At 69.7% G+C, this 12,607-nt stretch carries 13 protein-coding genes; 12 read left to right on the forward strand and 1 reads right to left on the reverse strand.

Going from position 1 to position 12,607, the window contains the following annotated elements; all coding sequences use genetic code 11:
* From AC07RV_RS42830 to AC07RV_RS42880, 11 genes are all read left to right on the forward strand, one after another.
* Positions 1–354, forward strand: a 354-nt coding sequence (locus AC07RV_RS42830; protein WP_492716266.1) for an oligopeptide/dipeptide ABC transporter ATP-binding protein, incomplete at its 5' end; no start/stop codon positions are given.
* Complete coding sequence (locus tag AC07RV_RS42835) at positions 351–1,157, forward strand: ATP-binding cassette domain-containing protein (RefSeq protein WP_444852718.1); 807 nt, start codon at positions 351–353, stop codon at positions 1,155–1,157. The genes AC07RV_RS42830 and AC07RV_RS42835, both read left to right, overlap by 4 nt.
* Positions 1,158–1,193: 36 nt before the next feature.
* On the forward strand, positions 1,194–2,687 hold the full coding sequence (locus AC07RV_RS42840; protein WP_296781345.1) for an ABC transporter substrate-binding protein: 1,494 nt from the start codon (positions 1,194–1,196) through the stop codon (positions 2,685–2,687).
* A 4-nt stretch (positions 2,688–2,691) separates the two neighbouring features.
* Positions 2,692–4,095: an amidase gene (locus AC07RV_RS42845; protein ID WP_296781346.1), complete on the forward strand. Its 1,404-nt coding sequence runs from the start codon at positions 2,692–2,694 to the stop codon at positions 4,093–4,095.
* 97 nt (positions 4,096–4,192) lie between these two features.
* A complete protein-coding gene (locus tag AC07RV_RS42850) occupies positions 4,193–5,641 on the forward strand; it encodes an aldehyde dehydrogenase family protein (protein ID WP_296781347.1) in 1,449 nt (482 codons plus the stop codon).
* 18 nt (positions 5,642–5,659) lie between these two features.
* Positions 5,660–6,565, forward strand: a complete 906-nt coding sequence (locus AC07RV_RS42855; protein WP_296781348.1) for an NAD(P)-dependent oxidoreductase — start codon at positions 5,660–5,662, stop codon at positions 6,563–6,565.
* Positions 6,566–6,813: 248 nt separating this feature from the next.
* The gene (locus tag AC07RV_RS42860) at positions 6,814–7,680 is read left to right on the forward strand and encodes a branched-chain amino acid ABC transporter permease (protein WP_093353666.1); all 867 of its coding nucleotides are present in this window, start codon (positions 6,814–6,816) and stop codon (positions 7,678–7,680) included.
* A complete protein-coding gene (locus AC07RV_RS42865) occupies positions 7,680–8,681 on the forward strand; it encodes a branched-chain amino acid ABC transporter permease (RefSeq protein WP_296728416.1) in 1,002 nt (333 codons plus the stop codon). Before AC07RV_RS42860 ends, AC07RV_RS42865 begins: the two co-directional genes overlap by 1 nt.
* The gene (locus AC07RV_RS42870; protein WP_057594605.1) at positions 8,674–9,438 is read left to right on the forward strand and encodes an ABC transporter ATP-binding protein; all 765 of its coding nucleotides are present in this window, start codon (positions 8,674–8,676) and stop codon (positions 9,436–9,438) included. Before AC07RV_RS42865 ends, AC07RV_RS42870 begins: the two co-directional genes overlap by 8 nt.
* On the forward strand, positions 9,425–10,132 hold the full coding sequence (locus AC07RV_RS42875; RefSeq protein WP_057594604.1) for an ABC transporter ATP-binding protein: 708 nt from the start codon (positions 9,425–9,427) through the stop codon (positions 10,130–10,132). Before AC07RV_RS42870 ends, AC07RV_RS42875 begins: the two co-directional genes overlap by 14 nt.
* 57 nt (positions 10,133–10,189) lie before the next feature.
* Positions 10,190–11,380 carry an ABC transporter substrate-binding protein gene (locus AC07RV_RS42880; protein ID WP_296781349.1) on the forward strand — a complete coding sequence of 397 codons (1,191 nt, stop codon included), beginning with the start codon at positions 10,190–10,192 and terminating at the stop codon, positions 11,378–11,380.
* Here AC07RV_RS42880 and AC07RV_RS42885 read toward each other — a convergent pair.
* Complete coding sequence (locus AC07RV_RS42885; RefSeq protein WP_057594602.1) at positions 11,361–12,269, reverse strand: LysR family transcriptional regulator; 909 nt, start codon at positions 12,267–12,269, stop codon at positions 11,361–11,363. The genes AC07RV_RS42880 and AC07RV_RS42885 overlap by 20 nt on opposite strands.
* A gap of 86 nt (positions 12,270–12,355) precedes the next feature.
* Here AC07RV_RS42885 and AC07RV_RS42890 point away from each other — a divergent pair, with 86 nt between their 5' ends.
* Entirely contained in the window at positions 12,356–12,604 is a 249-nt protein-coding gene (locus AC07RV_RS42890) for a DUF3297 family protein (protein WP_057594601.1), read from the forward strand.
* Positions 12,605–12,607: the final 3 nt, after the last annotated feature.

Below are 12,607 nucleotides of genomic sequence, written 5' to 3' on the forward strand. Positions count from 1 at the left end.
CACGACCTGGGCGTGATCGCCAACAGCGTGCAGCGCATGCTCGTGATGTATGGCGGCAGCGTGGTGGAGAGCGGGCCCACGCGCGCGCTCTTCGCGAACCGCGCGCATCCGTACACCAAGGGGCTGTTCGCGGCGCGGCCGGTGATCGGGGCGCCGAAGGGCCAGCGGCTGGCCACCATCCGGGGCAGCGTGCCCGAGCTGGTGGACCTGCCCGCGGGCTGTCCGTTCGCGGGGCGCTGCAGCTACACGGTCGATGCCTGCCAATCGACGCGGCCGCCCGCGGTGATGCTGCCAGATGACCATGCGGTGCGCTGCATCCGACTCGACGAGATCGAAGCGGAGGCCGTGGCATGACGCAAGCGAAGACGCCGCTGCTGCAAGTCACCGACCTCGTACGCCACTACGCGCTGCCGCGCGAGAAGCTGCTGGGCCCGCCGCCCACGGTCAAGGCCCTCAATGGCGTGAGCTTCGAGGTGCAAGCCGGGCGCAGCGTGGGGATCGTCGGGGAGTCCGGTTCGGGCAAGTCGACCATCGCACGCCTCGTGATGGCGCTGGACAAGCCCACCTCGGGCAGCGTGAAGCTCGAAGGGCGTGAGTTGCATGCCCTCTCAAGAGACGAGTTGCGCACCGCCCGGCGCGACTTCCAGATGGTCTTCCAGGACCCCTACGGCTCCCTCGACCCGCGCCAGACGGTCGCACGCATCGTGGCCGAGCCGCTCGAAGCGCTGGCGCAGATATCGAAGAAGGAACAACGCGAGCGCGCCGCCGAGTCCCTCGCCGCCGTGGGCCTGCGCCCCACCGACCTCGACAAGTACCCGCACGAGTTCTCGGGCGGCCAGCGCCAGCGCATCGCGATCGCGCGCGCCCTCATCACCCGCCCCAAGCTCATCGTCGCCGACGAGCCCGTGAGCGCCCTGGACGTCTCCGTGCAGGCCCAGGTGCTCAACCTCATGCAGGACCTGCAGCAGCAGTTCGGCATCAGCTACCTGCTCATCAGCCATGACCTCGCCGTCGTCAACCACCTGTGCGATGAAGTCTGCGTGGTCTTCAAGGGGCAGATCGTCGAGCGCGGGACGCCGCAGGCGCTCTTCGCCAACGCGCAGCATCCCTACACGCGCACGCTGCTCGGCGCGGTGCTGCAGGCACCGGCCCACTGATTTTTTTCTGTTGTCTTTTCCAGGAGCTATCGAAGTATGTTGAAGCGACGCACCCTCATGACGTCCGCCATGGCCGCGGCCATCCCGGGCGTCTTCCTGCCGCAGGCGCGCGCGCAGGCCGGCAAGAACACGCTGACCATCGGCATGCCGCTCGAACCGCCGGGCCTGGACCCGACCACGGGCGCGGCCTCTGCCATCGCCGAGATCACGCAGTACAACATCTTCGAGACGCTGACCAAGGTCAACGCCGACGGCTCGGTCACGCCGATGCTGGCCGAGAGCTGGACCTCGTCGCCCGACATGAAGACCTTCGTCTTCAAGCTCAAGCGCGGCGTCAAGTTCCAGAACGGCGAACCCTTCAACGCGGCGGTCGTGAAGTTCTCCTTCGACCGCGCGGGCAACGCCAAGAGCACCAACAAGGACAAGCGCTTCTTCAGCGAGATCGGCACCGTGGTGCTCGACGAGCACACGGTGGGCGTGAACAGCACGCTGCCCAATCCCGACCTGCCCTTCATGCTGGGCCAGTCCACCGCCTGCCTGGTCGAGCCCAAGAGCGCCGACACCAATGCCACGCAGCCCGTGGGCACCGGCCCCTACAAGCTCGGCAGCTGGCAGCGCGGCGCCTCGTGCACGCTGGTCAAGTCCACCACCTACCGCGATCCGGCGCAGGCCAAGATCGAGCGCTTCGTGTTCCGCTTCATGTCGGACACCGCGGCCCAGACCGCCGCGCTGCTGTCGGGCGACATCGACATCTTCCCGCGCGCGGGCACGCGCTCGGTGAGCCAGTTCAAGGGCAACAACCGCTTCCAGGTGATCGAGGTCGGCACGCGCGGCAAGGTGATCCTCACCATCAACAACCGCAAGAAGCCGCTCGACGACGTGCGCGTGCGCCGCGCGATCCTGGCGGCGATCGACCGCAACGCGATCGTGCAGGGCGCGGCCGACGGTTTCGGCAAGCCCATCGGCAGCCACTACGCGCTGGGCGCGCCGGGCTCCGTCGACACCACCGCGATGAATCCCTTCGACGTCGAGAAGGCGAAGAAGCTCTTGGCCGAGGCCGGCGTGAGGACGCCGCTCGAGCTGCGCCTGCAGCTGCCGCCGCCGTCGTACGCGCGCCAGGGCGGCGAGGTGATCGCCGCGCAGCTCGCGCAGATCGGCATCAACGTGAAGATCCAGAACGTGGAATGGGCCCAGTGGCTCAGCGGCACCTTCGGCGGCGCGCACGACTTCGACCTCACGATGGTCGCGCACGTCGAGCCCTTCGACCTCGTGAAGTACACCGAGCCCGACTACTACTGGGGCTACGACTCGAAGAAGTTCCGCGACCTGTACGTCGCGATCCAGAACGAGGAGAACAAGAAGCGCCGCGCCGACCTGCTGGGCGACGCGCAGAAGATGCTCGCGACCGACGCGGTCAACGGCTTCCTCTACCAGGCCGTGTTCCCGACCATCGCGCGCAAGGAAGTCAAGGGCCTGTGGCCCAGCATGCCGATCGTGGTGAACGACCTCGCGGCCATCTCGTGGAGCTGATGCGATGACGAAGAAGAACCTGTACGACCTCGGCGCGGCCGAGCTAGTCGCCGCCTACGCGCGCCGCGAACTCTCGCCGGTCGAGGTGGCGCGCTCGGTCAATGCGCGCATCGAGGCGCTCGAGCCCAGGCTCTGCGCCACCTGGCTGTTCCGCCCCGAGCTCGCGCTCGAGCAGGCGCGCGCCTCCGAGGCGCGCTGGCTCGCCGGCACGCAGCGCGGCGCGCTCGACGGCGTGCCCGTGACCATCAAGGACAACCTCGCGACCGCGGGCGACCCGATGCCGCTGGGCACCGCCGCCTATCCGCTGGTGCCGATGGCGCAGGACTCGCCACCCGCCGCGCGCCTCAAGGAGGACGGCACGGTGCTCGTGGCCAAGACCACCATGCCCGACGTGGGCATGCTGTCCTCGGGCCTGTCGACCTTCCACCATCTGTCGCGCAATCCCTGGGACCTGTCGCGCACGCCGGGCGGCTCGAGCGCCGGCGCCGGCTCGGCCGCCGCGGCCGGCTACGGCCCGCTGCACGTGGGCACCGACATCGGCGGCTCGCTGCGCCTGCCCGCGAGCTGGTGCGGCATCTACTCGCTCAAGCCCAGCTTCGGCCGCATCCCGCTGAGCACGCCCTACATGGGCCGCTGCGCCGGCCCGATGACGCGCACCGTGGAGGATTCGGCGCTGATGATGGCCTCGATGGCCCAGCCCGACGCGCGCGACTACTCCGAGCTGCCGCCCGGCGCGATCGACTGGGCCGCCTTCGCGGTCGAGCCCGATTTCATCAAGGGCAAACGCGTGGGCCTGCTGATGGAGGCAGGCTGCGGCCTGCCGCTCGATCCGCAGATCGCCGAGGCGGTGCGCCGCGCCGCGAAGCGCATCGAGGACGCCGGCGCGCACGTCGAGCCGATGCAGCCCTTCATGACGCCGAAAATGCTGCAGGGCATGGACCACTTCTGGCGCATGCGCTCGCTGAGCGACCTGCGCACGATGAGCGCCGAGCAGCGCGCGAAGATGCTGCCCTACATCCTGACCTGGGCCGAGAGCGCGGCCGGGTTCTCGGGCGAGCACATCTACGAGGCCTACAGCCAGTTCATCGCCACGCGCGCCGCGGCGGTGGCCGCCACGGTCGGCTTCGACTTCGTGATCTCGCCGGTGTCGCCCAACATGCCCGCGCCCGCGGAACATGCCTCGCCCACCAACGACCCGCTGCGCTCGCTCGAGCACATCGGCTTCACCGTGCCCTACAACATGTCGGAGCAGCCGGCAGCCTCGATCAACTGCGGCTACTCCGCCGAGGGCCTGCCGATCGGGCTGCAGATCATCGGCCGGCGCTTCGACGACCTCGGCGTGCTGCAGTTCAGCCGCGCCTTCGAGCAGATCCGCGAGCCGCAGAAGCCCTGGCCCGAACTCGGCTGAAGCGCTTGTCCGACACTGGGCGGCGCGCGAGCCTCTCGCGCACCGCCCCCGATTTTTCGCGGCGCCCCGCCGGCGCCGCCCGCAAGGAGACACCCCCATGAACCCCACCCACTTCATCGACGGCCGGCGCGTGCCCTCGGAAGGCAACGCCACCATCGACGTGATCGACCCCAGCGACGGCGAGCGCTTCGGCCAGCTCGCGCGCGGCACCGCGGGCGACATCGATGTCGCCGTGAAGGCCGCGCGCCGCGCGGTCGGCGAGAACTTCGACGGCCCCTGGGGCGCGCTGAGCGCGCTCGAGCGCGGCCGGCTGCTGGCCAAGCTCGGCGCGGCCGTCATCGCCCACCACGAGGAACTGGCCCAGCTCGAGGCGCGCGACACCGGCAAGGCGCTGCGCGTGGCGCGCAACGACGCCACCGCGCTCGCGCGCTACATGGAGTACTACGCCGGCGCCTGCGACAAGCTGCACGGCGACACCCTGCCCTACGAGCGCGGCTACACCGTGCTCACGGTGCGCGTGCCGCACGGCGTGACCGGCCACATCATTCCCTGGAACTACCCGATGCAGATCGCGGGCCGCAGCGTGGGCGCCGCGCTGGCCGCGGGCAACGCCTGCGTGGTCAAGCCGGCCGAGGACGCGAGCCTCTCGCTGCTGCGCCTGGCCGAGCTGGCGGCCGAGGTCGGCTTTCCGGCCGGCACGCTCAACGTGGTCACGGGCTACGGCAAGGAAGCCGGCGCGGCGCTGTGCGCGCACCCGGGCATCGACCACATCTCCTTCACCGGCTCCACCGTCACCGGCCGCAGCGTGGGCCTGGCGGCCGCCGAGCGCCACTGCCCCGTGACGCTGGAACTGGGCGGCAAGTCGCCGCAGATCGTGTTCGCCGACGCCGACCTCGACGCGGCCGAGCCGGTGCTGGTCAACGCCATCATCCAGAACGCCGGCCAGACCTGCTCGGCGGGCAGCCGGGTGCTGGTCGAGCAGTCGATCTACGAAGAGGTGGTGCAGCGGCTCGCGAAGCGCTTCTCGGCCGTGCGCGCCGGCCCGCCGGCCGACGACCTCGACATGGGCCCGCTGATCAACGAGAAGCAGTTCCGCCAGGTGCGCGACATGGTCGCCACCGCCGAGGCGCAAGGCCTGAAGGTGGCCGCGCGCGGCAGCGTGGCACCCAATGCCTCGGCCCAGGGCTTCTACCAGGAGGCCGTGCTGTTCCGCGACGTGCCCGGCGACAGCGACATCGCGCAGCGCGAGATCTTCGGCCCGGTGCTGGCGCTCACGCCCTTCGCCGACGAGGCCGAGGCCGTGCGCCTGGCCAACGGCACCGACTTCGGCCTGGTGGCCGGCATCTGGACGCGCGACGGCGCGCGCCAGCTGCGCATGGCGCACAAGATGCACTGCGGCCAGGTCTTCATCAACAATTACGGCGCGGCCGGCGGCGTGGAACTGCCCTTCGGCGGCGTGAAGTCCTCGGGCTTCGGCCGCGAGAAGGGCTTCGAGGCCCTGCTCGGCTTCACCACCCTCAAGACCATCGCGATCAAGCACGGATAAGCAAGGCGGAACCAAACCATGGCATTGAACGAACAAGAGAAGGCGGCCGCTCCCAAGCGCCGCGTGGGCCTCGTGGGCGTGGGCCTGATGGGCAGCGGCATCGCGCAGAACATCGTGGGCCACGGCCATGCGCTCACGGTGCTCGAGCACCCGGGCAACCAGCCGATCGACGCCCTGCTCGCGGCCGGCGCGCGCTCGACGCCCGACGTGGCGAAGCTCGCGGCCGAGGTCGACGTGCTGATCCTCTGCGTGACCGGCACGCCGCAGGTCGAGGCCGTGATGCTCGGCGAGAAGGGCGCGCTCTCCGCGCTGCGTCCCGGCACCGTGGTGGTCGACTGCTCGACCGCCGTGCCCGAATCCACCTCGCGCGTGGCGCGCGCCGTCGAGACCAAGGGCGGCCATTTCCTCGACGCCCCGATGACCCGCACCGCGAAGGAAGCGGCCGAGGGCCGGCTCAACCTGCTGGTGGGCGGCGACGCCGAGGTGCTGGCCTCCTGCCTGCCGCTGCTGCGTGCCTTCGCCGAGAACGTCACGCACGTGGGCGGCATCGGCGCCGGCCATGCGATGAAGCTGCTGCACAACTTCGTCTCGCTGGGCACCGTGGCGCTGCTGTGCGAGGCCGCGGCCTGCGCCGAGCGCGCGGGCGTCAAGCCCGATGTCTTCGTCGACGTGCTGGCCAAGGGCGGCGGCAACGGCGTCGCGCTCGAGCGCGTCAAGCCCAAGCTCCTGACCGGCAGCACCGATTCGCTCAAGTTCTCGATGGCCAATGCCAAGAAGGACCTGGGCTACTACAACGACATGGCCGAGCAATCCGCGGCCGCGCACGGCATCGCGCAGGCGGTCGACGCGCTGCTCACGCGCGGCGTCGACACCTTCGGCGGCGACCGCATGGTGCTGGACCTGGTCGAGGCTCTCAAGCGCTGAACGCGGTGCCGGAAACGCCCCCGCGCGGGCGTTTCCTGCGCAGATCCGCGCGACGCCCGCATGACCGCCGGGCCCCGCGCATTCCCATACCCGTTTTTCGAAGTCGCTGAAGCGACAAGGCAAGTTCGGGCAAACCTCAGTCGACGCGGCCACACCGCGCTTCCACAATCCTCCGCTGGACCCCGGCGACACCGACCTCCAGAGCCGGTGCGCGGGTGAATGCCATTGCGGCAACTGCGAGGATCGACGTGGAACTGTTCTTTCAGCAACTGCTCAACGGCCTGACCGTGGGCGGCGTCTACAGCCTGGTGGCCCTGGGCCTCACGCTGGTCTACGGCATCCTGCACGTGCCGAACTTCGCGCACGGCGCCTTCTACATGGCCGGGGCCTTCGCGGGCTACTACCTGATGGCGCGGCTGGGCCTCAACTACTGGATCGCGATGGCCGGCGCGGCGGTGGTGGTCGCCGTCATCGCGATGCTGGCCGAGCGGCTGGTGTTCCATCCGCTGCGCAACGCGCCCGAGCTGCACGACATGATCGCCGCCATCGGCATCCTGCTGTTCATCGAGGCCGGCGCGCAGGCCATCTTCGGCGCCGACTTCCACCGCATGCCCACGCCCTACGGCCAGATCGTCGAGGTGTTCGGGCTCACGGCGCCGCTGCAGCGCCTGCTGATCATCGCGGGCGCCTTCGGGCTGATGGTGCTGCTGCACCTGTTCCTCAACCACACGGTGCTGGGCTCGACCATCATCGCGATGGCGCAGAACCGCGACGGCGCGGCACTGGTGGGGATCGACGCCACGCGCGTCACGCTCCTGGTGTTCGCGATCTCGGGCGCGCTGGCGGCGGTGGCGGCGGTGCTCTATGCGCCGATCAACCTGGTCTACCCGAGCATGGGCAACCTGGTGATCACCAAGGCCTTCGTGATCATCATCCTCGGCGGCATGGGCAGCTTCCCGGGCGCCATCGTCGGGGGCCTGATCATCGGCATGGCCGAGAGCTTCGGCGGCTTCTACTTCTCGACCGACTACAAGGACATCATCGCCTTCGTGCTGCTGGTGGTGATCCTGTCGCTGCGCCCGCAGGGCCTGTTCACGCCGAAGGGAGCCCGCTGATGGGATCGCTGCTGCAAGGCAAGGCCGGCTGGGCCGTGCTCGCGCTGATCGCGCTGGCCTTTCCGCTGTTCGCGCCCAACAACTACCTGATCTCGGTGGCGACGCAGGCCTTCATCATGGCCATCGCCGCGCTGGGCCTGAACCTGATCACCGGCTACACGGGCCAGTTCAACCTCGCGCACGGCGCCTTCATGGCCGTGGGCGCCTACACGGTGGGCATCCTCACGGTCGACCACCAGGTGCCGTTCTGGATCGCGTTCGCGCTCGCGGGCGTGGTCACGGGCGTGCTGGGCTTCTTCATCGGCATCCTGTCGCTGCGCCTGAAGGGCCACTACTTCTCGATCTTCACGCTGTGCGTGAGCTACATCATGTTCCTGCTGATCGAGAAGTGGGAGAGCCTCACGCACGGTCCGGTGGGCATCATGGGCATCCCCTCGCCCACGGGCATCGGGCCGCTGCAGTTCGGCACGCCGCTGTCGCAGTACTACCTGGTGCTGGCCTTCCTCGCGCTGGGCATCTGGGTCATGGCGCGCATCGTGCGCTCGCTGCTGGGCCGCAGCTTCATGGCGGTGCGCAACAGCGACGAGCTGGCCGAGGCGCTGGGCACCGACCTGATGCGCACCAAGACGCTGTCGTTCGTGCTGTCGGTGATCTACGCCGGCTTCGCGGGCGCGCTCTACGCGGGCCAGGTGCGCTTCCTCGGCCCCGACCTCGCGAGCGAGGCCGTGACCTTCGACCTCGTGATGTTCGTGCTGGTGGGCGGCATCGGCACCCTGCTCGGGCCGCTGGTGGGCACCTTCCTCGTCACCGGCCTCACGCAGAGCCTGCAGTTCCTGCAGGACTACCGCATGGTGGTGTTCGGCCCGGTGCTGATCGCGCTGATCATCTTCCTGCCCGACGGCATCGTCGGCACCTGGCTCAAGCGCCGCGCGCGCCGTGCCGATGCGCGGCGGGCCGCGGCCTCCGCAGCCACCGTGCAGGAGGTGCGGCGCCATGCTTGAGATCGAGGGCCTCACCAAGCAGTTCTTCGGCCTGACCGCGGTCGACAGCGTGAGCACGCGCTTCGAGCGCGGCCAGATCAGCGCCATCATCGGCCCCAACGGCGCCGGCAAGACCACCTTCTTCAACCTGGTGGCGGGCACGCACAAGCCGAGCGCGGGCCGCATCGCCTTCGAGGGCCGCGACGTCACCGGCATGCGCCCCGACCACGTGGCGCGGCTGGGCATCGCGCGCACCTTCCAGACCACGCACCTGTTCGACAACGCCACCGTGCTCGACAACCTGATCGTGGGCCACCGGCTGCGCACGCACTCGGGCCTGTGGGACGTGCTCATCGGCAGCCGCCGCCTGCGCGAGGAAGAGAAGCTGTGCCGCGACAAGGCGCAGGAGGCGCTGGACTTCGTGGGCCTCTCGCACATCGCCCACCGCATCGCGGCCGACATCACGCAGGAGGAGCGCAAGCGCGTGGCCTTCGCGCTCGCGCTGGCGACCGACCCGCAGCTGCTCCTGCTCGACGAACCCGCGGGTGGCGTGAACCCCGAGGAGACCGTGGGCCTAGCGGCGCTGATCCGCAAGCTGGTGGCGCACGGCAAGACCGTGTGCCTGATCGAGCACAAGATGGACATGATCATGCAGCTGGCCGACAAGATCGTCGTGCTCAACAACGGCGCCAAGATCGCCGAGGGCACGCCCGCCGAGATCCGCCGCGATCCGCAGGTGATCGAGGCCTACCTGGGGACCGACCATGCTGCGGTTTGAGGGCGTCGATCTCCACTACGGCAGCTTTCGCGCGCTCAGCGGCGTGAGCCTGCATGCCGACCCGGGCGAGCTGGTGGTGCTGCTGGGCGCCAACGGCGCGGGCAAGACCTCGATCTTCATGGCCGCCAGCGGCATCCGCCGCCCGAGCGCGGGCCGCATCCGCCTGGGCGACGGCGACATCACGGGCCAGCGCCCGGCGCAGATCGTGGCCTCGGGCCTGGTGCACTGCCCCGAGGGCCGCAAGCTGTTCCCGATGATGACGGTGCGCAAGAACCTCACGCTGGGTGCCTACGTGCACCGCGGCGACAAGGCCGGCATCCAGCGCTCGCTCGACGAGGTGTTCTCGCTGTTCCCGATCCTCGCGGCCAAGCAGAACGATCCCGCGGGGTCGCTGTCGGGCGGCCAGCAGCAGATGGTGGCGATCGGCCGCGCGATGCTCGGGCGGCCCAGGGTGCTGCTGCTCGACGAGCCTTCGCTGGGCCTGGCGCCGCTGATCGTGAAGCAGGTGTTCGAGGTGATCCAGCGCATCAACCAGCAGGGCACCACGGTGCTGCTGGCCGAGCAGAACGCCTACTCGGCACTGGCCATCGCGCACCGCGCCTACGTCATCGAGCGCGGCCGCATCGCGCTCGAGGGCGACCGCGAGTCGCTGCTGCACAACGAGGCGGTGCGCGCCGCCTACATCGGCGCCTGAGCCGCGCGCCGGCCCCACGCTTTTTTTCCTCGCCCCCCAACTACAGGAGACAACGCCATGACATCCACCACGCCCCTTCGCACCCGCCGCCGCCTTGCCGCGCTGCCCGTGGCCGCCGCGCTGGCCGCCGCCTTCGGTGCCGGTGCCGCCTTCGCGCAGGACACGGTGAAGATCGGCTTCACCGGCCCCCTGAGCGGCGGCGCCGCGCTCTACGGCAAGAACGTGGTCAACGGCATGGAGATGGCGATCAAGGAAGTGAATGCCGCGGGCCTCGAGGTCGGCGGCAAGAAGTACAAGTTCGAACTGGTCGCGCTCGACGACAAGTACTCGCCGGCCGACGCCGCCATCAACGCGCGCCGGCTGGTGCAGCAGCACCAGTCGCCGGCGGTGTTCGTGCCGCACTCGGGCGGCATCTACGCGATGCAGGCCTTCAACGAGCAGGAGAAGTTCATCGTGATGGCGTACTCGAGCACGCCGAAGATCACCGAGACCGGCAACAAGCTCACCATCCGCATCCCGCCGACCTTCAACTCCTACATCGAGCCCTTCACGCGCTACGAGATGAACAAGTTCGGCAAGCGCGTCGGCATGCTGCCGGGCGACCACGAGTACGCGAAGAACTGGAGCCAGCTGTTCGGCCCGGCCTGGGAGAAGGCCGGCGGCACCATCGCCTCGAACAACCCCATGTCGTACAACCGCTCGGCCGACTTCTACAGCGGCGTGAGCCGCGTGCTGGCCGAGAAGCCCGACGTGCTGTTCGTCGGCGGCCCCTCGGAGCCCACCGCGCTGGTGGCCAAGCAGGCGCGCGAGCTCGGCTTCAAGGGCGGCTTCCTGGTGATGGACCAGGCCAAGTTCGACGAGATGGCCAAGGTCACGGGCGGCCTCGGCGCGCTCGAGGGCTCGATCGGCGTGCTGCCGGTGTCCTACGACGAGCGCGTGGGCCCGAAGAGCTTCGCCGAGGCCTACCGCAAGGCCTACGGCGCCGACAAGGACGCGACCACCGAGTCTTCCTACAACTACACGCTGGTGCACGCGCTGGCCGCCGCGATGAAGCTCGCGGGCACCACCAGCGACGCGGCGGCGATCCGCGCCAAGCTCGGCGACGCGCTCAAGGCACTGCCCGAGAAGATCAATGCCGGCAGCTTCAAGGGCGTGGACAGCGTGGGCGGCACCATCGTCGACCCGCTGGTGGCCACGGTGGAAGGCGGCAAGATCAAGCCGGTGAACCTCAGCGACCTGATGAAGTGACGGGCGCGACGCTGCGCGCCAGCAGGTGGTCCACCAGCCGGCGCTGCGGAAAGCCCAGCGTCTCCTGCCGCGTGCAGATGTACATGCGGCGCGAGGCCCAGGCATCGGTGAGATTCAGGAAGCGCAGCCCCATCTCCTTGCGGTAGGTGGCGGCCGCGCCCTCGGGCAGGATGCCCACGCCCATGCCGGCCTCGATCATCCGGCACACGGCCTCGAAGCTCTTGACCTGCACGCGCAGCCGCAGCACCTTGCGCGCCAGCGCGGCCGCGTCCTCGATGGTGCGCGCGATCGCGGAGTCGCTCTCGAGGCCGACGAAGTCGAAATCGAGCAGCTGCTCGAACGAGACCTCGCGGCCGCGGTGCGGATGCCGCCGGTGCACCACGGCCACCAGCCGGTCCATGCGGTAGGGGATGAAGTTGAGGCTGGCGTCGGAGGTCTCGCCGGTGATCACGCCGACGTCGGCCTGGCGCTCGCGGATGGCCTGCACGATCCACACGCTGCGGTGCTCCTCCACGTCGACGCGGATCTCGGGATAGGCGCGCCGGAAGCTCGCCACGTCGTCGGGCAGGAACTGCCCCATCGCCGAGGCATTGGCCTGCAGCCGCACGCGGCCGGTGGCGCCCTGCGCGTAGTCGGAGAGGTCGGCGCGCATGCGGTCGACGTCGCGCAGGATCAGCCGCGCATGCACCGCGAGCGATTCGCCCGCGCCGGTGACGGTCACGCCGCGCGAGCTGCGCTGGAACAGGGTCACGCCGAACTGGCTCTCGAGCATCGCGATGCGCCGGCTCGCGGCCGACAGCACCATGTGGCTTTCGGCGGCGGCCTTCGAGAGGCTGCCGCATTCGACGGCGCGCAGGAACAGCGCAAGGGAATCCAGGTCGGGTCTCATGGGGGCGGGGGTCGGTCGGCCACTATCATTGCACGCCGCCGCGCGCCCACTGCCGCGGCCGGCCCCTTCGACCGACAATCCTTGCCATGACCGACGCCACCGAACGCCCGCCCCTGCCCGACCGCCTCTCGACCGACGCGCGCAGCCCCTTCCACCTGCCCACGGCCTTCGAGCACGAGATCGGCATCCGCTTCAACGGCAAGGAACGCCTCGACGTCGAGGAATACTGCATCAGCGAAGGCTGGATCAAGGTGCCGGCCGGCAAGACGGTGGACCGCAAGGGCCATCCGCTGCTGCTCAAGCTCAAGGGTACGGTCGAGGTCTACTACCGCTGAGCG

This window comes from Variovorax sp. GW821-FHT09B01 (assembly GCF_059418345.1).

Excerpts from the sequence above, each read along its gene's own strand:
- AC07RV_RS42835 (WP_444852718.1), top strand. The coding sequence starts at position 351 with ATGACGCAAGCGAAGACGCCGCTGCTGCAAGTCACCGACCTCGTACGC.
- AC07RV_RS42840 (WP_296781345.1), top strand. The coding sequence starts at position 1,194 with ATGTTGAAGCGACGCACCCTCATGACGTCCGCCATGGCCGCGGCCATC.
- AC07RV_RS42845 (WP_296781346.1), top strand. The coding sequence starts at position 2,692 with ATGACGAAGAAGAACCTGTACGACCTCGGCGCGGCCGAGCTAGTCGCC.
- AC07RV_RS42850 (WP_296781347.1), top strand. The coding sequence starts at position 4,193 with ATGAACCCCACCCACTTCATCGACGGCCGGCGCGTGCCCTCGGAAGGC.
- AC07RV_RS42855 (WP_296781348.1), top strand. The coding sequence starts at position 5,660 with ATGGCATTGAACGAACAAGAGAAGGCGGCCGCTCCCAAGCGCCGCGTG.
- AC07RV_RS42865 (WP_296728416.1), top strand. The coding sequence starts at position 7,680 with ATGGGATCGCTGCTGCAAGGCAAGGCCGGCTGGGCCGTGCTCGCGCTG.
- AC07RV_RS42870 (WP_057594605.1), top strand. The coding sequence starts at position 8,674 with ATGCTTGAGATCGAGGGCCTCACCAAGCAGTTCTTCGGCCTGACCGCG.
- AC07RV_RS42875 (WP_057594604.1), top strand. The coding sequence starts at position 9,425 with ATGCTGCGGTTTGAGGGCGTCGATCTCCACTACGGCAGCTTTCGCGCG.
- AC07RV_RS42880 (WP_296781349.1), top strand. The coding sequence starts at position 10,190 with ATGACATCCACCACGCCCCTTCGCACCCGCCGCCGCCTTGCCGCGCTG.
- AC07RV_RS42885 (WP_057594602.1), bottom strand. The coding sequence starts at position 12,269 with ATGAGACCCGACCTGGATTCCCTTGCGCTGTTCCTGCGCGCCGTCGAA.
- AC07RV_RS42890 (WP_057594601.1), top strand. The coding sequence starts at position 12,356 with ATGACCGACGCCACCGAACGCCCGCCCCTGCCCGACCGCCTCTCGACC.